This is a genomic window from Pseudomonas sp. FP1740 (genome assembly GCF_030687165.1).
GTDB lineage: Bacteria > Pseudomonadota > Gammaproteobacteria > Pseudomonadales > Pseudomonadaceae > Aquipseudomonas.
Genome location: NZ_CP117461.1, coordinates 3,340,685 through 3,362,243, shown reverse-complemented (window position 1 = coordinate 3,362,243; position 21,559 = coordinate 3,340,685). Strand labels below are relative to the sequence as shown.

Genomic DNA, 21,559 nt, shown 5'->3' with positions numbered 1-21,559 from the left:
CCGTGGAAATGGCGGAAGGCAGCCGGAGTCGAACCTGCCCGGGAACGGATGCCATCCCCAACCGGGTTTGAAGCCCGGCCGCGCCACCGGGCGCGATTGCCTTCCTTGAAGTCATACTGCGGTTTGTTGGGCCAGTGCATTGTCGAGCCGGATATGGCGTCGATCGCCAAAGCGGCGGGTCAGGCCGAGCCGGTCGAAGTATTCAAGAATCTGAATACTGCGCTTGCGCCCCAGGCCCACGGCATCGCGAAATGCGGCGACCTGAATCACCGGGTTATCGCTGGCCAGTTGCACCAGCATAGCCGCCAATCGGCGCACCAGTGTTTCGGTGTAAAACAGGTCACGGACGATTTGATGCAGCAGTCCCAACCGGGCCATCTTGCGCAGCAGCAGGCGCACGGCAGCCTCGTCATGGCCAGTGGCTTTGGCCAGATCACGCACCCACGGCGGATCGAAACCCGCCTGTTCGAACAACGGCTGCAATTGTTGCCACAGGGTTTCGTCGTCCTCGCTCAAGCGTACTTGGTGATCGGGTAAATGCAGCCACGGGCCGCTGGCCGCCATTGCACCACTGGCCAGTAATTCGTCGAGCAGGCTGATAAAGGTCGACCGTTCCAGCACGCTGCCGGCGAAACGACGCAGGCGATCCCGGTCCGGTCCCATCTGGTCCGATTCGAGTTGATGAAAGCGTGCGAGGTGTTCCAGCAGCGGCGCTTTCAGCGCTTCCCAACGCACCGCGCTGAACAGCAACGGCCCCTGCCGCGTATCGATGAGACGCACGTCATCGGGCAATTCCCAAGTCTCGCGCGGACGGTTGAACTGGCGTTCCAGTCGCTGCGGATCGAGCCCGGTGTCGCTGTTGGCCAGCAGCGCCGGCAGTGCCGCTTCCAGACTATTGGTGGTGGCCAGCGCTTGTAGCTGCGCCAATCGCTCAGGGCTGCGACGATGTCGGGCCGGGGCGAACGGGTCCAGCACCTGTCCGCCGCCAAGGGTGCGTTGGGCGCTTTGGTCGCGCAGGATCAAGCGGTCGCCCTTCACCGCCAGCACCGGCGCATTGACCAGCAGTTGCGCGAACATCTGCTCCCCCGGGGCCAGGCTCGCGCCCTCCAGCAAGGCCACTCGCCCCGTGATGTCCTGAGTGCCGAGATGCACATGCACCGGTTGAAAGTGTTCGAAGCTTCGCGCTTCGCTGGCTAACACCGTCATCTCGATATCCAGGCGCTGAGTGGGCGCATGCAGCCATTCGGCCACCAGCCAGTGGCCACGGTGGATCTGCTCCAGGGCCAGACGCTCGGCACTCAGGTTCAGCGCGACCCGCTGCCCGGCCGTTGCGCGGTCAGCGGCCTGGTTTTGCGCATGCAGGCCACGTACTCGCACCAGTTTGCCCTGCGGGCTCAACATCAGCGTATCGCCCACCGCCACCTGGCCGGACAACGCCGTACCGGTCACCACGATGCCGGCGCCGGCTACGCTGAAGGCCCGATCAATCGCCAGACGAAAACCGCCGCAGGCGCTGCGTTGAACAACCTCATGCTGCGCATCCAGCAAAGCCTGACGCAGAGTCTCGATACCCTCGCCAGTGACACTCGACAGCGGGATTTGCGGCGCGCCGGCATACGGTCCGGGCGCCAGTAATGTTTCGATCTGCTCACGAACAGCCTGCACCCGAGCCGGGTCAACCCGGTCGCACTTGCTGATTGCAATCAGTGCCCGAGGGATGCCCAGCAACTCGACAATCGCCAAGTGTTCACGGGTTTGCGGCATGACGCCGTCATCGGCCGCTACCACCAGCAACACCAGATCAATCCCTTGAGCGCCGGCCAACATGTTGTGGGTGAAGCGCTCATGGCCGGGCACGTCGATAAAACCGGTCAGGGCGGCGCCCGGTTCCAGCGCCGCATAGATATAGCCCAGGTCGATGGTCATGCCACGTTCGCGTTCTTCGCGGCGACGATCACCGGCCTGCCCGGTCAGTGCCTGGAGCAAGGAAGTCTTGCCGTGATCGATATGCCCCGCCGTGCCGACAATCACCCGTCCCGGTCCTCCTCCTGCAGTTGATCGAATCGCACCAGCTGATTGAGCTGCGCCAGCCATGCCGCTTCGTCATCGAGTTGGCGCACGTCGAGCCACAAGGCGTCATCGTCGATACGCCCGAGCACCGGAATGGGCAGTTGCCGCAACGCTGCCTCCAGCCCTAGTAATCGTCGCCCACGCAGGCGTTTCGAAACGTTTGGCCGCAGGCATAACGCCGCACTGGGCAACCGGGCCACGGGTTGGCTGCCGCTACCGATCATGCCTAGCGCCGGAATCGCGCTGACGCTCCAGCCATCGCCCAGCACCTGCGCCAATGACGGTTGCAGGCGTTCGGCCTGGGCGAGGATGTCGGCTTGGGGTCGGGTCAATAGACGCAGACTCGGCAGTCGTTCGGCCAGACGATCGGGATCGCGGTACAGCGCCAATACGGCTTCGAGGGCCGCCAGGGTCAGTTTGTCGACCCGCAAGGCACGCTTGAGCGGATTTTTCTTGATCCTGGCGATCAGGTCTTGGCGGCCGACGATCAATCCGGCTTGAGGCCCGCCGAGCAGTTTGTCGCCGCTGAAGGTGACGATGTCCGCGCCATCGAGCAGTGCCTGGCGCACCGTCGGTTCGGCGGGCAACCCCCAGCGTGTCAGGTCCAGCAGGCTGCCGCTGCCGAGGTCTTCGAGCAAGGGCAGTCCGTGGCGGTGAGCCAGCTGCGCCAATTCCGCCGTCGGCACTCTCGCGGTGAAGCCTTCGATGCTGTAATTGCTCGCGTGTACGCGCATCAGCAGACCACTGCGCGGGCCGATGGCGGCCTCGTAATCGCGCGCATGGGTGCGGTTGGTGGTGCCCACTTCGTGCAGCTTGACCCCGGCGCGGGCCATGATGTCGGGAATGCGAAACGCGCCGCCGATTTCGATCAGCTCACCTCGGGAGATGATCCCTTCCTTGCGTGTGCCCAGGCTGTTGAGCGTCAGCAACACGGCGGCGGCATTGTTGTTGACCACGGTGACTGCTTCGGCGCCGGTCAGTTCGCGGATCAAGCCTTCGATCAAATCGTCCCGGTCGCCGCGCTTGCCGCTGTGCAGGTCGAATTCCAGATTGAGCGGATAGCGCGCAGCCCGTTGCACCGCTTCAATGGCTTGTTCCGGCAACAACGCACGACCGAGGTTGGTGTGCAGCACCGTGCCGGTGAGGTTGAACACCCGGCGGATCTGGCTGCGATGCTGGATCGCCAGACGCTCACCTGCCCTCCCCGCTAATACGTCGGGGGCGATTTCAATGGCGGCGAGTTCACCGTTGTGCACCGGCTCGCGCAAGTCATCGAGCAATTGCCGCAGGCCGGCCAGCAGTGCGTCGTGTCCGTACCGCTCGGCCAACGGTTGGCAGGCGGGATGGCGTAGCAAACTGTCGATGGAAGGCAGCCGCAAGGTTTGGCCGGCGAGTGTTGCGGGCATCAGAGGCTCCCGGAAGCGAGTGACCGTCGCGTCTGAGTGTAGCCTCTGGGATCGATAAGCTCAGTCGCCTCCGGGCGCCAGCAGCAGATTGGGCGCTGGTCGCTGGTAACCTTCCTGCTCCAGGCGCATGTCCAGCATCAGGCTGGACAGGTCCGCCGACAGGGCTTCGGCTTCGGCGTCGTTTTCCAGGTAGATCAGTTTCAGGTAGCTGTTGCAGCCGGGACAGACCTCCGCCCGCAACGGCGCCTGATTGGCGGCGTGGCGATCATCCTCGAAGCTGACGTATTCCAAGCCCTTGCTCTGTTCGCAATACACGCATTTGACCCGCACCACATGCCATTCACAGGCGCACAGCGAGCACACCAGATAACGCAAACCGTTGTATTTGCCGCGATGACGAATCACCCCGGCCATCGCCGGTGAACCGCAGGCCGGGCATTGGCTGAGGCTGTCGCCATGCTGGCGCTGCAGATGGAGTTCAAGGTTAGGTGTGTTCAGCAGCCAATAACTCCAGGCCGCTTGCAGCGCTGCACCGAGAAACGGCACCAGCGCTGCCGGAAGCATCGAGTACTGGCCGCTGACCAGAGCAATCGCCCACGCCTTGAGCAACCCAGGGTTCGCGCTGCGCAACGTCGCCACGGCGTTTTCTACCGCCGAGTGTGGCAATGGCTGATAGCGCTGCAACAAGGCCTCGAGATAGGGCAGCCAAACGTTTTCGCGCACCAGGCTGTCGGCAGCGAACGGCGGCAAGCCATGTTCTACGCACAATCGCAGGCGTTCGGGGTCGGGCATGGTCGCCACGGGCGGATCGTCCATCAGCTGCTGCTGGACATGACACAACCCCGCGATCAAACGCAGATAGTCCGCCATGGGATGGCCGTCCGCCAAACGTTCCAGGCGCAACGCGCGCAAGGTGAACAGGTTGTTCGGTGGCAGGTACAGAAACGGCGGTGAACTCGCCACCGCTTCTATCTGCCCAGGCTCGAGGATCGTGGCCAAGGGGTTATCCTTTTTTGCTGATCGGTCGCTCAGGCGTTTCGTCACCGGTCACTTCCCGGTACCAGAGCTGATGGTGTTTTCTCGCCCAGGCGCGGCTGACCCGGCCACGCACCATGGCGTGGACCGAACCGCGAATCCAGATACCCGCGTAGACGTGGACGATGATGCTCAGCACCAGGATGAACCCCGCCAACGCATGCAGCAGCATCGCCCAGCGAATGCTGGTAATGCCGAAGTACGCGCTGAACCAGGCACGCCAGATCACCAGCCCGCTGAACAGCAGCACCAGCATGCAGATCAGCAATACCCAGAACAGCAGCTTCTGCCCCGGATTGTATTTGCCGATCGGCGGCACACCCTCCTCCTCGTTACGGATCACATGCCCGACACGCCTGAGCCACAGCCGGTCGTTGGTGATGAAGTAGTTCGCCCGCCAGAAACTGCACACCAGGCCGAGGAACAGCACAAACATCGTCACACCCAGGTACGGATGCAGAATGCGCGTCCACGAACCGCCGCCAAACAGGTTGCTCAGCCAAAACAGCCCCGGATGGAACAGGGCCAGCCCCGACAGCGCCGCCATGAGAAACAGAATTGCCACCAGCCAGTGATTGGTGCGCTGGTTGACGGTGTAGCGCAGGATCGGTTTGTCGTTCATGGCCTGTCCTCCCCGCCCGGTTTGCTCGGATCGAAGGTGTGCACCGACGGATCGAATTCATGCACGGCGGGGTCGACGGTGGTCGGATGTTCGTCCTCCTCGACCAGTTGTGGCCCGACGCGCACGTAGTGGAAGAACCCGGCCAGCACCGCCGCGCCCATGGCCAGCAGCGCCAGGGGTTTGCTCAGGCCTTTCCACAGGTCCACCAGCGGACTGATCGCCGGGTGATCCGGCAAACCGGCATACAACCTGGGCGTGTCGGCATGGTGCAGCACATACATGACGTGGGTACCGCCGACGCCCTCGGGGTCGTACAAACCGGCGTTGTCGAAGCCACGGCTCTTGAGGTCGACGATGCGTTCGGCGGCGTGTTCCTTCATGTCTTCCTTGGTGCCGAACACGATGGCCCCGGTCGGGCAGGTTTTCACACAGGCCGGCTCCAGCCCCACCGCCACCCGGTCCGAACACAGCGTGCATTTGTAGGCCTTGTGGTCCTTTTGCGAGATGCGCGGAATGTTGAACGGGCAACCGGTGATGCAATAACCGCAGCCGATGCAGTGGTCCTGATCGAAGTCGACGATACCGTTGGCGTGCTTGATGATCGCGCCGGGGCTCGGGCACGCCGCCAGGCAGCCGGGCTCGGCGCAATGCATGCAGCCGTCCTTGCGGATCAGCCATTCGAGGTTGCCGGCGTCGGTTTCATGCTCGGTGAAGCGCATCAGGGTCCAGGTGTCTGCGCTGAGGTCGTGGGGGTTGTCGTAGGTGCCGAGGTTGTGACCGACGTCGTCGCGCAGCTCGTTCCATTCCGAGCAGGCGACCTGGCAAGCCTTGCAGCCGATGCACTTGGTGGTGTCGATCAGCTTGGCCACTTCCTCCTGGGTGCGCACCGAGGGCGGCACGGTGGTGGTGGCCGAACGGGCGATGATGTCTTGGCTGGCCATTTAGACTTTCTCCACGTTGACCAGGAATGACTTGGATTCCGGGGTCTGAGTGTTGCCATCGCCGAGGAACGGCACCAGGGTGTTGGTCAGGTAACCGTGGCGGGTGGCGCCGGTGAAACCCCAGTGCAACGGGATACCGATCTGGTGCACCACCTGATTGTTGACCTGCAGCGGACGAATCCGCTTGGTCACCACCGCCACCGCTTCGATATGTCCGCGCTTGGAACTGACCCTAACCCGGTCGCCAGCGGCAATCCCCTTCTCCTTGGCCAGCGCCTCGCCGATTTCGACGAACTGCTCGGGCTGGGTCACGGCGTTGATCGGGCAATGCTTGGTCCAAAAGTGGAAGTGTTCGGTCAGCCGGTAGCTGGTCGCCGCATAAGGGAAGTCCTTGGCCTGGCCCAGGGTGTCCCAGACCGAATCGAAGATCCGCCCGGCCGGGTTGCTGGTCGCCTGTTTGTTGTTGGGGTGCATCGGGTTGATGCCGATGGGCGTCTCGAACGGTTCATAGTGTTCGGGGAATGGCCCTTCGTTCATCTTGTCGAGGGCGAAGAACCGCGCCACGCCTTCGGGGTTCATGATGAACGGGTTCATCCCGGCTTCCGGCGGCACATCGACCTTGTAGTCGGGCACGTCGGTGCCGGTCCAGACCTTGCCGTTCCACCACACCAGCCGTTTTTTCGCATCCCACGGTTTGCCCTGAGGGTCGCACGAGGCGCGGTTGTAGAGAATCCGTCGGTTCGCCGGCCAGGCCCAGGCCCAGCCCAGGTTCTGCTTCATGCCGAAAGGATCGCTGTTGTCACGCCGGGCCATGTTGTTGCCCTGCTCGGTCCAGCTGCCGCAGAAGATCCAGCACCCGGACGCCGTGCTGCCATCGTCCTTGAGCTGGCCGAAGCCGGACAGTTGCTGACCGGCCTTGACCACCGCACCCGAGGCGTCGGTGACATCGGCGATGGCGTAGCCGTTGAATTCCCGGGCCAGTTCTTCTGGCGTCGGGTCATCCGGCACTTTGTAGGGCCAGTCGAGTTTGAGGATCGGCTCGGCCCAGGCGCCACCATTGGCCTGATAGCGCTGGCGCAGGCGCATGAACAGCTCGGCCATGATTTTCACGTCAGTGCGCGCCTGCCCAGGGCCATCGGCGCCCTTCCAGTGCCATTGCAGCCAGCGACCGCTGTTGACCAGCGAGCCGTTTTCTTCGGCGAAACAGGTGGTGGGCAGACGGATGACTTCGGTCTGGATGTCGGCCGTCTGCACATCGTTGTAAGGCCCGACGTTGCGCCAGAACTCCGAGGTTTCGGTGGCCAGCGGGTCCATCACCACCAGCCACTTGAGTTTGGCCAGAGCCTTCATCACCCGGTTCTTGTCCGGCAAGGCGGCAATCGGGTTGAAGCCCTGGCACATGTAGCCGTTGACCTGGCCCTTGCCCATCATGTCGAACATTTTCAGGATGTCGTAGCCGGGAATGTCCAGTTTCGGCAGCCAGTCGTAGCCCCAGTTATTCTCGGCGGTGGCACTGGCGCCATACCAGGCTTTCATCAGGCTGACGTGGAACTTGCCGTAGTTCTGCCAGTAGGACATCTGCCCGGGACGCAGCGGCTTGAGGGCACGCTTGGCGATGTAGGCGTTGTAGTCCTGTTCGGCTTCGGCCGGCAGGGTCAGGTAACCGGGCAGCAGGTTGGACAGCAAGCCGAGGTCGGTCAGGCCCTGGATGTTGGAGTGCCCGCGCAGGGCGTTGACACCTCCGCCCGGCATGCCGATGTTGCCCAGCAGCAGTTGCACCATGGCCGCGCTGCGGATCATCTGCGAGCCGATCGAGTGCTGGGTCCAGCCCAGGGCATAGAGAATCGTCATGGTCTTGCCCGGTTGCGCACACGTGGCAATCTCTTCCCAGATTTTCTTCATCGCGTCGGTGGGCATGCCACAGACCTGACTGGCCAGCTCCAGGGTGTAGCGGCTGTAATGCTGCTTCATCAATTGATAGACGCAGTGTGGGTCCTGCAAGGTCGGGTCGACTTTGGCAAAGCCGTCCTCGCCGATCTCATACCCCCAGCCGGACTTGTCTGTGTAGCTGCGCTTGCTCGCGTCGTAACCGCTGAACAAGCCGTCCTCGAAACCGTAGCCGGCCTTGACGATGAACGACACGTCCGTATAGGCCCGCACGTATTCGTGCTGGATCTTGTCTTCAGTCAACAGGTAATTGATCAGCCCGCCCATGAAGGCGATGTCGGTGCCGGTGCGGATCGGTGCGTAATAGTCCGCTACCGAGGCCGTACGGGTGAAACGCGGGTCGACCACAATCAGCCGCGCCTTGTTGTGGGCTTTGGCTTCGGTCACCCATTTGAAACCGCAAGGGTGCGCTTCTGCTGCGTTGCCGCCCATCACCAGAACCAGATTCGCGTTGGCGATATCGGTCCAGTGGTTGGTCATGGCACCACGGCCATACGTCGGGGCAAGACTTGCCACCGTCGGGCCATGTCAGACACGTGCCTGGTTATCGAACCCCAGCATGCCCAGACTGCGAATGACCTTGTGGGTGATGTAACCCGCTTCGTTGGACGAGGCCGAGGCCGCGAGGAAACCGGTGGTCAGCCAGCGGTTCACCGTTTGCCCCTGGGCGTTCTTCTCGATGAAGTTGGCGTCACGGTCGGCCTTCATAAGGTCGGCGATACGGTCCAGCGCTTCATCCCAGGAGATCCGCGTCCACTCCTTGGTGCCGGGCTTGCGCACCTGCGGGTATTGCAGACGGCTGGGGCTGTGAATGAAATCGAGCAGGCCTGCGCCTTTGGGGCAAAGGGTGCCGCGATTGACCGGGTGGTCGGCATCGCCTTCGATGTGAATGATGCTCTGGGCGACATTCTTCGCATTGTCGCCCTGGCTGTACATGATCAAGCCGCAGCCGACCGAGCAGTACGGGCAGGTGTTGCGGGTTTCATGGGTATGGGCGAGCTTGAAATGACGCACTTGTTCGGCGAAGGCTGGCGTCGGGGCCATGCCCAGCGCGCCGAGGGTGGATCCTGCAAGGCCGAGACCAGCGACCTTGAAGAACTGACGACGGTTGAGGTCCATCGTGCACTCCTGATCAGGTGGAAGCCCGGTGCGTTGGCCGGGTTTTTCTGGACGATCACGGTGACGGCAACGGAACTACCGCCAATTAGAACTTTAGACAATGTTGTGGTGCACGGTCTGAAAACCGACCGTCGGCGGCTTGCCGGTCATGCCCTGTTGCACAACTCGCCAGCAGTGAAGGTTGGCGCTTATCATGGCCGCCGGATTACCCCCTCTGCCTTTTATGAGACTGAGCATGACTTTCGATTTTGATCAGGTGTTCGACCGCCATGGCACCGGCAGTACCAAGTGGAGCCGTTACCCGGCCGACGTGTTGCCGATGTGGGTCGCCGACATGGACTTCGCCGCGCCGCCGGCGATCATTCAGGCCCTGCAAAAACGCCTGGAACACCCGATGCTCGGTTACAGCGTGGCCCAGGATGACTTGCGTGACGCCATCGTCGCCGACCTGTGGGACAAGTACACCTGGCGTGTGCAGCCCCAGGAACTGGTGTTCCTGCCGGGTATCGAATCAGGCTTCAACATGGCCCTGCATGCACTGGTTCAGCCGCAACAGAACGTGGTCGTGCAGACGCCCAACTACCCGCCACTGCGCCATGCGCCGGGCCACTGGCAGCTGAACAAGGTCGAACTGGACTTCAACGTGCTGGCCGATGGCACGTACGCCACGCCACTCGATGCCTTGCGCCAGGCTCTGCAAGGCGGTGGCGCGTTGCTGCTGAGCAACCCGCATAACCCGCTGGGCAAGGTCTTCCCCCGGGAAGAACTGCAAGCGGTTGCCGACATCTGCCTGGAACAGGATGCCTGGATCATCTCCGACGAGATCCATTCCGAGCTGTGCTTCGATGGGCGCGTGCATATTCCGACCGCCTCGCTCAGCCCGCAGATCGCCAAGCGCACCATCACCTTGATGTCGGCGAGCAAGGCCTACAACATCGCTGGCCTGAAGACTGCGTTCATGATCATTCAAGACGCAGCGCTGCTCCATCGCGTCAACCATGCCCGCTGCGGCATGGTCGACAGCGTCAACCCGCTGGGCCTGGAAGCCACCCGCGTCGCCTACAGCGAAGGCCGCCCATGGCTGACCGAACTCATGGCCTACCTGCAAAGCAATCGGGACTATCTGGTGGAGGCGATTCGCACGCGGTTGCCGGGCGTGACCATGAACGTGCCCCAGGGCACTTATCTGGCGTGGCTCGATTGCACGGCACTGGGGCTGGACAACCCGCAGCAATTCTTCCTCGAACAGGCCAAAGTCGGGCTGAGCGCCGGGCTGGATTTCGGCGATCACGCCCGGCAATTCGTGCGCCTGAACTTCGGCTGCCCACGGGCGTTGCTGGAAGAAGGAATTGCGCGGATGGAGCATGGTTTGCGTAGCCGCAAGGCCTGATAGCAACGAAGATCCAATGTGGGGCTTGCTCGCTCCCGCACTGCTCGCATGATGCTGTCCCGGCAAAAAAAATGAACCCTGACGATTGAAGCACCTCGATACCTTAGGAGCCCAAGGTTAAGTGCCTTGGGCCAGCCATCCCTCGGCGGTCGGCCGCACGTATCCGGGAACCAGGCATGAGTTTCATCGTTTGGATGGCGGTGTTGGGGGCGGTGCTGCTGACCCTGGCGCTGACCTCTTCCTATCTGCGCTGGATGCCGGTGACCACCTCGGCGGTGTGCCTTGCGCTGGGCGTGGCGATCGGCCCGGCGGGCCTGGGCTTGCTGAAACTGGACATCAAGGACGCTGCGGTCTGGATGGAGCACCTGACGGAAGTCGCGGTGCTCTTTTCGCTGTTTGTCTGCGGACTCAAATTGCGCCTGCCGCTCAAGGATCGCCAATGGCGGGTGGCGTTCGGCCTGGCGGGACCGGTGATGGTCTTGACCATCATTGGCGTCTGCCTGTTGCTCCACTATGGATTTGATCTGGCATGGGGGCCGTCGCTGCTGATCGGGGCGATTCTGGCACCCACCGATCCGGTGCTGGCCTCGCTGGTGCAAGTCAACGACGCCAGGGATGACGACGCAGTACGTTTCGGGCTCTCCGGTGAGGCCGGCCTGAACGACGGCATCGCTTTTCCTTTCGTGATCCTTGGTTTGTTGTTTGTGCAGCAGAACGGCGCCAGCGATGCCTGGCTCGGTGAATGGGCCTTGAAACGCGTGTTGTGGGCCGTACCGGCGGGCTTACTCATTGGTTACTGGATGGGCCATGGCATCGGGCGCCTGACCTTGTCGATGCGCATCCGCAATGCCGACAGCACCCTTTCCCCCAACGATTACCTGACCCTGGCTTTGATCGCCCTGGCTTACGTCGCCGCCGAACAGATCCATGGCTATGGCTTTCTGTCGGTATTCGCCGCTGGCCTCGGTTTGCGGCAAGCCGAAGTCAAATCCACCGGCGACACCCAGATGCCCGCCGAGCATCTGGTGCAACCGGTGGTTGGTCACCAGAACGTCGAGCCCGAAGCCGCCGTCCATGGCGACGTGTCGAATCTGCAGGACACTCAAGTGGCGGCCGGCATCATGATGGGCGACATGCTGGCTTTCGGCGGCCTGGTGGAGCGCGCCATGGAAGTGTTTCTGGTGACCCTGCTGGGCGTGGTGCTGGTCGGACACTGGGATTGGCGAGCGCTGGTGGTTGCGTTGGTGCTGTTTTGTGCCATTCGCCCTTTAAGCGTATGGCTTATGCCGTGGGGGCGTTTGCTGGATGGCCGACAACGCCTGTTAATCGGCTGGTTCGGGATTCGCGGCATCGGTAGCTTTTACTATCTGTTCTACGCCTTGAATCATGACCTGGGTCCATCGGCAGCGACGCTGTGCACCGACCTGACGTTGTCGGTGGTGGCGCTCAGCATTCTCGCCCATGGCGTCAGCACTCAACCGATGCTTGCCCGTTATGAGCGGCGCAACCGGCCGGATGTCTGAGGCGGTCTCGTCATGGCTTCGGTCAACCTGCACTGAACAGCTACGCCGATTCATGCAGGCTGCACGACGACGGCCACCCGCGGTTAACCGTAACCGACTGTTTTCAATGAGTTTATCTTTAGTACAAAAACAGGCACGGGAAATGCTCCAACCATAGGAGCGACTGACGGGGAGAACACCGTTTTGCGCTTGCCCCGTGACTAAACAAGAGGTTCGACCATGAACGCCATTGACCTGTTGAAAGCCGACCATGAACGTGTAAAAGACATCCTGAGCCAGTTGAGTGAATCCACCGAGCGTGGCGTGAAAAAACGCACCGAGCTACTGGCCAAACTGGAAATGGAGATCTCGATCCATACCCGCCTGGAAGAAGAAGTCTTGTACCCGGCGTATAAAAAGGCCGGGGGCAAGGAGCAGGACGTGATGTATTACGAAGCCAAGGAAGAACATCGCACTGTCGATTCGCTGGTGCTTCCCGACCTGAAAACCACCGATCCCTCTACTCCGCAATTCGCCGGCCGAGTGAAAGTGGTCAAGGAGTTGCTGGAACATCACATCGAAGAAGAGGAAAAGGAAATGTTTCCTCAGGCCAAAAAGCTGCTGAGCAAAACGACGCTTGAGGAGTTGGGCGCAGAGATGGAAAGCCTCAAAGCTCGGTATAAAAAAGAGTATGGACTAGCGGCTTAATACAAACGCGGTCTGTAGCAGCTGTCGAGCTTGCGAGGCTGCGTTCGGCTGCGAAGCAGTCGTCAAACCAGAACTTGCGGTACATCAGACACACCGCGTTAGCGCGGATTAAAGACTGCTGTGCAGCCGAACGCAGCCTCGCAAGCTCGACAGCTGCTACAAGTGAACGCAGGTTTTACCGCTGTGACGAACAAGGACTTTTTGGACCCGAGTGCCTCCGTCATTCACTTCATGACCAGAGCAATGACTTCCACCAGGTTGAGTTGGGTAAAAGGCTTGGACAGGCGCGGAAGTCTGGCCGCGAAGCCTTCCAGTCGCTCGGCGTAACCGGTGGCGAGGATGATCGGCAGGTGTGGCTTCAAGGTCCGGATCGCCTGCGCCAGTTGCGCGCCACTCATTCTGGGCATGACCATGTCCGTAATCACCAGGTCAATGTCATGTCCGTTGTCGAACAGCTCCAGTGCCTGGGCACCGGACGCGGCACTGATCACCCGATGGCCAAGGTCCTCAAGCAACAAACTGGTACTGGTCAACACCAGGCTGTCATCGTCAACGACCAACACACACAAACTGGGCACCCGCGACGCAGCGGTCTGCTCGGTAGCGGGTTCGGTGGTTGAGCCTGCGACTGCGACGGGTAACCAGAGTTCGGCAGTGGTGCCTGCATTCTGCTGGCTTTTCAGGATGAAGCGCCCGCCCAGTTGTTCGGTAAACCCATGAACCATCGACAGTCCCAGGCCTGTGCCTTTGCCGACGCCTTTAGTGGTGAAGAACGGATCCATTGCCAACGCCAGGGTAGCGTCATCCATACCCTCCCCCGTGTCCGTGACACTCAGGCAGACGTAACGACCGGCCGCAAGGGATAACTTCGTCTGATCGCAGACCTCCTCCATCCGGGCACTGATGAGAAGTTTTCCACCGTCGGGCATTGCATCGCGGGCGTTGGTCGCCAGATTCAGTACCGCCAGTTCGAGCTGATTGACGTCGGCCATCACGGGTTCGAGTTCGGGCGCAAAGCGGGTTTCTATGCTCACCGAAGGCCCTAGGGAGCTGCGCAGCAACCCGGTAATTCCCTGCACCAGCGTCGGTATCTCGACCGGTTCGGTCTTGAGCTCCTGGCGCCGGGCAAACGCCAGCATGCGCTGGGTCAGGGAAACGCCACGCAAGGCACCCTGGGTCGCGTTGTCGAGCAGGCGGGTAATTCTCGGATCGTCCGCTGCGCGTTTGCGCACGATTTCCAGATTGCCGAGGATAACGGTCAGCAGATTATTGAAATCGTGGGCAATGCCCCCGGTGAGTTGGCCGATGGCCTGCATTTTCTGCGCCTGAAACAACGCTTCGCGGGTTTGTTCAAGCGCCTGCTGGGCTTGTGTCACCTCGGTGATGTCCCGGGTGATCTTGGCAAATCCCAGCAATGTACCGGTGTCGCCCCAGATCGGATCGACCACGACGTGCGCGAAAAAGCGCGTACCGTCTTTGCGAACGCGCCAGGCCTTGTTTTCGAATCGGCCCTCGCGAGTCGCAATGTCCAGCGTCCGCTGCGGTTCGCCGGCTTCACGGTCTTCAGGGGTGTAGAAAATCGAAAAATGTTGACCGATGACTTCTTCTGGCCGGTAACCCTTGATGCGCTGTGCCCCCGGATTCCAGTTGGTCAGGCGTCCATCGGGGGCGAGCATGTAGATGGCATAGTCCGTAACGCTTTGAACCAGCAGCCGGAACTGCTGCTCGCTTTGCTTGAGGGTTTCCTCGGCCATCTTGCGATCGGTCAAATCCCGGGTGATCTTGGCAAAACCCAGCAACTTGCCCGACGGATCGAAAATGGGATCGATCACGACGTGGGACCAGAAATGCGTGCCGTCCTTGCGAACCCGCCAGCCTTCGCCTTCGAAACGCCCTTCGTTAATGGCGGTATCAAGGGCGCGCTGAGGCAAGCCGGCCTTGCGATCTTCCGGGGTATAAAAACGCGAGAAGTGCTGGCCGAGGATCTCCGCTTCTTCATACCCTTTGAATCGCTTGGCGCCAGCGTTCCAACTGGTAATGATGCCATCGGGGTCAATCATGTAGATCGCGTAATCGACCACCGCATCTATCAGCAGCCGAAAGCGCATCTCTTCAATGGCATTCTTGGTCCGGTCATCGCTCATGGAACCCTGCCCTTATTGTTGTTCTTCTGGAGTATGCGACAAACCAAACGGGTGGAAGGTCCAAAAATAACCAATACGTTGGTGTGTCGCAGTGACGGGACGAATTACCGGTGCACGTATTTGACGATATAGGCGTACAGCTCGTTGTAGACGAAGTTCGGGACATAGCGGGCATGAGTCCGGGACTTATGCAATGCCACATGACACTCTTTGACCATTTCGTCCCGGTCGGCCATCGCGAAGACATGCTTGTCGATGATGCCGGAATAGACGCCGTGCGAAAAAAGCGTGTTGAGGGTCGTCGAGTCAGTCGTTCCGTTGGCGGCCTTGGTGTAGGTACTCTGAGCGCGCAAGACACGGTCTTTCAAACCACCAAACCCACGCTCGTACAAGATGATTTGCGAGCCGCTGATCGCCTTTGCGGCTGTCTCGAAGGCCAGGATGATCGCTTGTGCATATCTCATGCTGGCCTCCAGCTTTGATGCCGGGAGAAATCTTTCCATTTCCTGATCTTCCAGGCTTTTCAGTGCTCTTTTGATGCTCGACACATGAGCGAACTCCTGACTGCAGGCGACGATGTGAGTTTCGAACTGGTAGCCGGCAGCCGTCGCCGTCGGTGGGAAAGCCGCGAAATCGATGCTGTCGAATGCACATTCCATGATGATGTTGTATTTGTTTTTAAACGCCTCGGTGAAGATCTTCGTGCTCACATCCCGGACAAAAGCCTCCGTATGTTCATAAGCGTGCAGGACACCGAGTTTGATCATTTCTGCGTATTGAGGGTGTTTTTTTCGGTATTCGGGCAAGTACAGCCGGACATAATTGGTATAGCGCTTGGTGGGCAAAAGGTTTTTTTCCAGCAGATAGGTTTTACCCGAGCCCTGTACCCCCGCGACAATCAGCATTTTGGGGAGTGTTTCGGCGGTGATGCCACTGAATAATGTGGTGGTGATTTCAGTGAACGCTGCGGTGACTTGTTCTGGGGTGTAAGCGTAATTCGGTGCTACTGACATACCTTGATTTCCTTATCAAAGATTCGCTTGAAAGTGATTGCCTGCCCTTTGAATAAAGCGGTGTTTCGTTGTTTGTTCAAACGAGCGTGTCTTTCAAGATATGTCACTGTTTTACAAGGTAAAAACCCCTACAAGCCAGAAGGAAAATGCGTCAGCTCAACGGACCACCAACGCGGCAGTAATTGCTTGACCTTACTCTCGCCAAACCGGTCGTCGATCAGCATCACCACCCCTTGGTCCTCCCGTGTACGGATCACCCGCCCCGCCGCCTGCACCACTTTCTGCACACCTGGAAACAGGTAGGTGTAGTCATAACCGGCACCGAAAATCGCCGCCATGCGCTGTTTCAGCTGTTCGTTGACCGGATTGAGTTGCGCCAGCCCCAGGGTGGCGATGAAGGCGCCAATCAAGCGGGCGCCGGGCAAATCGATGCCTTCACCGAACGCGCCACCCAGCACCGCAAACCCGATACCCTGCCCGTCGGCGGTGAACTGGTCGAGAAAGTCCTGACGCTGCGCTTCCCCCATGCCCCGGGACTGCGACCACAGCGTGATCTGCGGATACCGCTCGGCCAGCAACTGCGCCACTTGCTGCAAATAGTCGAAGCTGCTGAAAAACGCCAGGTAGTTGCCCGGACGCTGGCTGAACTGTTTGGCCATCAACTCGACGATGGGCGCAAGGGAGGCCTGACGGTGAACGAACCGCGTGGAGATCTGGCTGACGATATGCACTTGCAGCTGATCGGCGTGAAATGGCGACTCCACGTCGATCCACACCGTGTTCTCGGGTGTTCCCAGTAAATCGGCGTAGTAATGCCGGGGGCTCAGGGTCGCGGAAAACAGCACCGTGCTGCGTGCCGCGGTCAGGCGTGGGCGGATGAAACCGGCGGGCACCACATTGCGCAGGCACAGCTGCGACAGGTTGCGCTTGCGCTCGAGGTCACGTTTGCTGATGTCGAATAGAAAATGCTCATCAAACAGTTCAGCCACGCGGCCGAATTGCAGCATGTCGAAGTAAAAAGTCTGCAACCCGCTGTCCAGCCCCTGAGGGTGGTCATTCAGGTAGTCGCCGATGCTCGCACAGCACAAGGACAGTGCCTGAAGCAGTTTTTCCGGGACTTTGTCGTAGGCCTGATATGGCGCGAGTTGCTGATCGTGCAGGGTATTCCATTCACGATTGACTCGCTGCAAGGATCTCTTCAACGGCTCGGGCGCGGTTTTTCGTACGCCATTCAAAGTCGCCTGGTCGAGACTGGCGCTGTACATCTGCCGCCCGCGCTCCACCAGGTTGTGGGCCTCATCCACCAGCACCGCGACGTTCCAGTTATTGGCCTGGGCCAGCCCGAACAACAACGCGCTGAAGTCGAAATAGTAGTTGTAGTCAGCGACCACCACGTCCGCCCAGCGGGCCATTTCCTGGCTCAGGTAGTAGGGGCAAACCTCATGCTGCAGGGCCACCTCACGCAAGGCACTCTGGTTCAACAGGCTCAATTGACTGGCGGCCTGACGCGCGTCCGGCAGACGATCATAAAAACCCTGGGCCAACGGGCAGGATTCGCCATGACAGGCCTTGTCCGGGTGCTCGCAAGCCTTGTCCCGGGCGATCATTTCGAGGACTCGCAACGGCTGCGCATCGGCGCTGTCGAGGATGACCTGAGCCGCGTCCAGCGCCAATTTGCGCCCCGGGGTTTTCGCCGTGAGGAAAAACACCTTGTCCAATTGCTGCGGCGCCAGGGCCTTGAGCATCGGGAACAGCGTGCCAATCGTCTTGCCGATACCGGTCGGCGCCTGGGCCATCAGACAGCGGCCGGTGCTGACCGCCTTGAACACCGATTCGGCCAGATGCCGTTGGCCGAGGCGAAAGTCGGCATGGGGAAAGCCCAGCTGTCGAGCCGCCAGATTGCGCGCTTCGCGATGGGCCATTTCCTGCTCGGCCCAGTGCAGGAACAACCCGCAGTGGTGCTCGAAGAACAGCTGCAAGTCGGCGGCGCTGAAGGTCTCGACCAGACGGGTTTCCTTCTCGCTGATGATGTCGAAGTACACCAGGGCCAGGTCGATCTGCGCCAAATCCAGTTTCTGACACATCAACCAGCCATAGACTTTCGCCTGCGCCCAGTGCAGTTGCCGGTGATTGGCCGGTTGCTTGCTCAGGTCGCCCCGGTAGGTTTTGATTTCTTCGAGGCAGTTTTGCCCCGGATCGTAGCCATCCGCCCGGCCTTTCACGGTCAAGGTTCGATACTGGCCTTCGAGCGCGACCTCGTTCTGGTAACCCTCGCTGCGTCGTGACGCCACGGTACGATGGCCGACAATGCCTTCCAGCGCGGTTGGCGACGGGGTGAAGCGCAGGTCGAGGTCGCCAACCTTGGCGGTGAATTCACACAACGCCCGCACCGCGATGCTGTAGCTCAAGCGCCCTGCTCCACCCATTGCACGTAGCAAACGGCAATGGGCATCTGGTGCTCGTGACAGAACTCCAGCCAGCGCAATTGGTTGTCCTGCAGGCGATCGCCGGGGCCTTTGACTTCGATCATTCGGTAGGTTTTGTGTTGCGGCCAGAACTGGATCAAGTCCGGCATGCCGGCGCGGTTGGCCTTGATGTCGAGCAGCAGTCGATTGAACCAGTGCTTGAGGTGTTCGGCGGGCAGACAGTCGAGCGCCTGCTCCAGCAGCTCCTCGCTCAGCGCGCCCCAGAATACGAACGGCGACTGCACGCCCCACTTGGCGTTGTAACGCTCGCGGATGGTTTGGGCGTAACGCCCGTCATCGAGTTCGGCGAGGCAGGCCTGGAACAGATCCGCACGCCGCGCATGAAAGTCTTCGTTGTGCAGGTCCACCGGGCCGCGCTGGAATGGGTGAAAAAACGCCCCCGGCAACGGGGCGAAGATCGCCGGCCAGCACAGCAACCCGAACAGCGAGTTGATCAGGCTGTTCTCGACGTAATGCACCGGTGCCGACTCGTCCGCCAGATGCGCCTGAACGTAATACTCCACCGATAACGCCGGGTCATGCCTGGGCAATTGCAGGTCCAGACGCTGCATGGCCCGCGGGGCTGGCCGCTTGATCGGCGGCCCGCCCAGTTTGCGCCGCAGCCTGGGCAGCACACGCAATAAATGCTGATGTTCGGTGGCGCTTTCCGGGGTTTGCTCGGCGTGGCTCGCCAAATCCATGGCCAGTTGAAATTCACCACAGCGCTCCAGCACGCGAATCAGCCGCAGGCGTGCGCCGGGATAGGCGCAATCGCGGTAGAGGCTCAGGGCGGTGGAAAAATCCGCCATGCGTTCGCAGTGCTGAGCGATCTGGAACAGCAGCTTGGCCCGACGTCTTTGCAGCCAGGGATTGGCGAGTTCCAGCCCGTTGATTTGCTCGACAACCACCGCCACCTCTTCACCCGCCTCGAAACGCTGCTGACAGCTGTGCAGGAACAGGCAGGCGTCGACGTCCTCGCGACAGCGCAAGCCTCGGGAATCGGCGCAAAACTCGACTTTTTCGTAGGTGTAGATGCCGAGGTCAGCCAGCACGAATTCCGACCAGTCCTGATAAAGGTTGCCGAAGAACATCAGGCGCAACCGATCGCACAGGCCCATGACGGTCAGGCTGAACAGCCGGTCTTCCAGTGCCGGGCACCACTGGGCAAAACTTTGCTCTTCAGGAAACTGCTCGCTCAGGGCCGGCAACCAATCGCTCTTTTTGCCTTTCGGTTGATCGATGGCGTCGCCAAAACACTGGAGAATCTCGGCCTTGAGCAGCACCTCGAATACCTCCTCGACAGGCAGCGGCAACTGCTCGTCGATCCAGCCCAGGGCCAGGAGCGGTGCCGCGGCACTGGCGATGTCGCCGATTTCGACGTAACTCAGTTTGCCGGACCTGAAATGCACGCCCTTGCGCATCACCAATCTGACCAACAAAGCCTGGGACTCGCGGGGCAGTCGATTGAAGTCGCGGATGAAGTCCTGCTCTTCGATGCTGAGTACATCGGCATAACGATGCTCAAGCCAATCAAGCACTTGCATGAAGTTGTTCAAGTAATAGAACGGATCATCGAGCGGATTTACAATCACGGGCAATCGGGCCATGGCAAGCGAATACTGGTTATGCGTACAGATACCAGCTATGCCCCACCCGGTGCAAACGGAAAAGGATAAGTGGCGACGCTATCGGGCAATTTTCGGGTGACCATCGAACTTTCTGCAATTCCATCGCACAAACCGCGTTAGAAGCACAGTGAGGATTGATCTCGAATGAGGCGTTCGCATTGTTTTTATTGAGTGATGGAGGTGTGTATGAATATCAAGACTCTGGGTTTGCCCCTGGTGGTAGCGGCCCTTCTGGCCCTGACCGGTTGCTCGACGCCAACGGTCGTGACCCTGCAGAACGGTACCCAGTATTTGACCAAGGACATGCCGAACACCAAGGGCAAGGATGGCTTCTTCGAGTTCGAAGATATTTCCGGGGCGAAAGTGAAAGTCCGCGCCGATGACGTGGCCACGATTCGCAAGGAGGACTGATCCCCTGCGTTCGGCCGTAGCAGCCTCGCAAGCTCGACAGCTGCTACACAAGGAGTGCGTCGCAGGCTTTAAAGCGCTTGCGCAATCGCCTTGCCGACCTCCTGAGTCGAGCCCTGTCCGCCCAGATCCGGGGTGATTGGCCCTTCTGCAATCACCCGTTCAATCGCCCGCAGAATCCCGTCGTGTGCGGCGCGATAGCGCTCATCGCCATTGCCCAGAAAATCCAGCATCAACGCACCGGACCAGATCATCGCGATCGGGTTGGCGATGTTGCGCCCGTAGATGTCCGGGGCCGAGCCGTGCACCGGTTCGAACAACGACGGAAAACGCCGCTCGGGATCGAGGTTGGCTGATGGCGCAATGCCGATGGTGCCGGCGCAGGCAGGTCCCAGGTCGGACAGGATGTCGCCGAACAGGTTCGACGCCACCACCACGTCGAACCGGTCCGGTTGCAGTACAAAACGCGCGCACAGGATGTCGATGTGCTGTTTGTCCCAAGTGATGTCCGGGTACTGCGCGGCCATCAATGCCGTGCGTTCGTCCCAGTACGGCATGCTGATGGAAATCCCGTTGGACTTGGTCGCCGCCGTCAGGCGTTTGCGCGGTCGGGTCTGGGCCAGATCGAAGGCGAACTTGAGAATCCGGTCTACGCCGCGCCGGGTGAACACCGACTCTTGCAGCACGAACTCATGTTCGGTGCCTTCGAACATCTTGCCGCCGACCGAGGAATACTCGCCTTCGGTGTTCTCGCGGATCACCACGAAATCGATGTCCCCCGCTTTGCGCCCGGCCAGCGGGCACGGCACGCCGGGAAACAGGCGCACCGGGCGAATGTTCACGTATTGGTCGAAGTCGCGACGAAACTTCAGCAGCGAGCCCCACAAGGAAATGTGGTCCGGCACCTTGTCTGGCCAGCCGACGGCGCCAAAGTAGATCGCATCGAACCCCTTGAGCTGGTCGAACCAATCGTCGGGCATCATTTGCCCGTGTTCCAGGTAGTAATCGCAGTGAGCCCAGTCGAGCACTTCGATGCTCAGCTCCAACTGCCACTTCTTCGCGGCTTGCTCCAGTACCCGCAACCCTTCCGGCAGGACTTCCTTGCCGATGCCATCGCCAGCAATCGCGGCGATTCTGAATGCCTTACTCATCAATCGTGCC

Annotated in this window: 15 protein-coding genes and 1 tRNA gene; 4 read left to right on the top strand and 12 right to left on the bottom strand. The window is 60.5% G+C overall.

The genetic code is table 11. The features are described from left to right. Nucleotides 1-9: 9 nt before the first annotated feature. From PSH69_RS15135 to fdnG, 7 genes are all read right to left on the bottom strand, one after another. Nucleotides 10-105: transfer RNA gene (locus PSH69_RS15135), tRNA-Sec, on the bottom strand. Between the two features lie 6 nt (nt 106-111). Next, nucleotides 112-2,031, bottom strand: coding sequence for a selenocysteine-specific translation elongation factor (selB, locus tag PSH69_RS15130; RefSeq protein ID WP_305408911.1), 1,920 nt, complete (start codon nt 2,029-2,031; stop codon nt 112-114). After that, entirely contained in the window at nt 2,028-3,476 is a 1,449-nt protein-coding gene (selA, locus tag PSH69_RS15125) for an L-seryl-tRNA(Sec) selenium transferase (protein WP_305408910.1), read from the bottom strand. Before selA ends, selB begins: the two co-directional genes overlap by 4 nt. A 60-nt stretch (nt 3,477-3,536) precedes the next feature. Further along, entirely contained in the window at nt 3,537-4,475 is a 939-nt protein-coding gene (gene fdhE / locus PSH69_RS15120; protein ID WP_305408909.1) for a formate dehydrogenase accessory protein FdhE, read from the bottom strand. Between the two features lie 4 nt (nt 4,476-4,479). Beyond that, nucleotides 4,480-5,133 (bottom strand): formate dehydrogenase subunit gamma, encoded by a 654-nt coding sequence (locus PSH69_RS15115; RefSeq protein ID WP_305408908.1) that lies wholly within the window; start codon nt 5,131-5,133, stop codon nt 4,480-4,482. Further along, nucleotides 5,130-6,074 (bottom strand): formate dehydrogenase subunit beta, encoded by a 945-nt coding sequence (gene fdxH, locus PSH69_RS15110; protein ID WP_105341656.1) that lies wholly within the window; start codon nt 6,072-6,074, stop codon nt 5,130-5,132. Before fdxH ends, PSH69_RS15115 begins: the two co-directional genes overlap by 4 nt. After that, nucleotides 6,075-9,140, bottom strand: a complete 3,066-nt coding sequence (gene fdnG / locus PSH69_RS15105; RefSeq protein ID WP_305408907.1) for a formate dehydrogenase-N subunit alpha — start codon at nt 9,138-9,140, stop codon at nt 6,075-6,077. It lies immediately after the preceding gene. Nucleotides 9,141-9,375: 235 nt separating this feature from the next. Between fdnG and PSH69_RS15100 the strand changes: the two genes are divergently transcribed. The 3 genes from PSH69_RS15100 to PSH69_RS15090 all read left to right on the top strand — a co-directional run bounded on the left by PSH69_RS15100 (nt 9,376) and on the right by PSH69_RS15090 (nt 12,740). Continuing rightward, nucleotides 9,376-10,530, top strand: a complete 1,155-nt coding sequence (locus PSH69_RS15100) for a MalY/PatB family protein (protein ID WP_305408906.1) — start codon at nt 9,376-9,378, stop codon at nt 10,528-10,530. Nucleotides 10,531-10,706: 176 nt separating this feature from the next. Further along, entirely contained in the window at nt 10,707-12,053 is a 1,347-nt protein-coding gene (locus PSH69_RS15095) for a sodium:proton antiporter (RefSeq protein ID WP_305408905.1), read from the top strand. A gap of 219 nt (nt 12,054-12,272) precedes the next feature. Further along, entirely contained in the window at nt 12,273-12,740 is a 468-nt protein-coding gene (locus tag PSH69_RS15090) for a hemerythrin domain-containing protein (protein ID WP_105341669.1), read from the top strand. A 224-nt stretch (nt 12,741-12,964) separates the two neighbouring features. Here the strand turns inward: PSH69_RS15090 and PSH69_RS15085 are convergent, their stop codons facing one another. The 4 genes from PSH69_RS15085 to PSH69_RS15070 form a co-directional block, all read right to left on the bottom strand. Further along, nucleotides 12,965-14,884: a PAS domain-containing sensor histidine kinase gene (locus PSH69_RS15085; protein ID WP_305412764.1), complete on the bottom strand. Its 1,920-nt coding sequence runs from the start codon at nt 14,882-14,884 to the stop codon at nt 12,965-12,967. A gap of 104 nt (nt 14,885-14,988) precedes the next feature. After that, nucleotides 14,989-15,897, bottom strand: coding sequence for a zeta toxin family protein (locus PSH69_RS15080; RefSeq protein WP_305412763.1), 909 nt, complete (start codon nt 15,895-15,897; stop codon nt 14,989-14,991). A 128-nt stretch (nt 15,898-16,025) separates the two neighbouring features. Continuing rightward, a complete protein-coding gene (locus tag PSH69_RS15075) occupies nt 16,026-18,305 on the bottom strand; it encodes an ATP-dependent DNA helicase (RefSeq protein WP_305412762.1) in 2,280 nt (759 codons plus the stop codon). Beyond that, entirely contained in the window at nt 18,302-19,969 is a 1,668-nt protein-coding gene (locus PSH69_RS15070) for a VRR-NUC domain-containing protein (RefSeq protein ID WP_305412761.1), read from the bottom strand. Before PSH69_RS15070 ends, PSH69_RS15075 begins: the two co-directional genes overlap by 4 nt. 207 nt (nt 19,970-20,176) lie before the next feature. Between PSH69_RS15070 and PSH69_RS15065 the strand changes: the two genes are divergently transcribed. Beyond that, entirely contained in the window at nt 20,177-20,401 is a 225-nt protein-coding gene (locus PSH69_RS15065; RefSeq protein ID WP_258674117.1) for a YgdI/YgdR family lipoprotein, read from the top strand. 68 nt (nt 20,402-20,469) lie between these two features. Here the strand turns inward: PSH69_RS15065 and PSH69_RS15060 are convergent, their stop codons facing one another. Next, nucleotides 20,470-21,549, bottom strand: coding sequence for a tartrate dehydrogenase (locus PSH69_RS15060; protein WP_305412760.1), 1,080 nt, complete (start codon nt 21,547-21,549; stop codon nt 20,470-20,472). Nucleotides 21,550-21,559: the final 10 nt, after the last annotated feature.

Bases quoted from the DNA above. Each gene is read 5' to 3' on its own strand.
- PSH69_RS15100 (WP_305408906.1), top strand. From the start codon at position 9,376: ATGACTTTCGATTTTGATCAGGTGTTCGACCGCCATGGCACCGGCAGT.
- fdxH (WP_105341656.1), bottom strand. From the start codon at position 6,074: ATGGCCAGCCAAGACATCATCGCCCGTTCGGCCACCACCACCGTGCCG.
- PSH69_RS15095 (WP_305408905.1), top strand. From the start codon at position 10,707: ATGAGTTTCATCGTTTGGATGGCGGTGTTGGGGGCGGTGCTGCTGACC.
- PSH69_RS15090 (WP_105341669.1), top strand. From the start codon at position 12,273: ATGAACGCCATTGACCTGTTGAAAGCCGACCATGAACGTGTAAAAGAC.
- selA (WP_305408910.1), bottom strand. From the start codon at position 3,476: ATGCCCGCAACACTCGCCGGCCAAACCTTGCGGCTGCCTTCCATCGAC.
- PSH69_RS15070 (WP_305412761.1), bottom strand. From the start codon at position 19,969: ATGGCCCGATTGCCCGTGATTGTAAATCCGCTCGATGATCCGTTCTAT.
- PSH69_RS15115 (WP_305408908.1), bottom strand. From the start codon at position 5,133: ATGAACGACAAACCGATCCTGCGCTACACCGTCAACCAGCGCACCAAT.
- PSH69_RS15065 (WP_258674117.1), top strand. From the start codon at position 20,177: ATGAATATCAAGACTCTGGGTTTGCCCCTGGTGGTAGCGGCCCTTCTG.
- PSH69_RS15060 (WP_305412760.1), bottom strand. From the start codon at position 21,549: ATGAGTAAGGCATTCAGAATCGCCGCGATTGCTGGCGATGGCATCGGC.
- PSH69_RS15085 (WP_305412764.1), bottom strand. From the start codon at position 14,884: ATGAGCGATGACCGGACCAAGAATGCCATTGAAGAGATGCGCTTTCGG.
- PSH69_RS15080 (WP_305412763.1), bottom strand. From the start codon at position 15,897: ATGTCAGTAGCACCGAATTACGCTTACACCCCAGAACAAGTCACCGCA.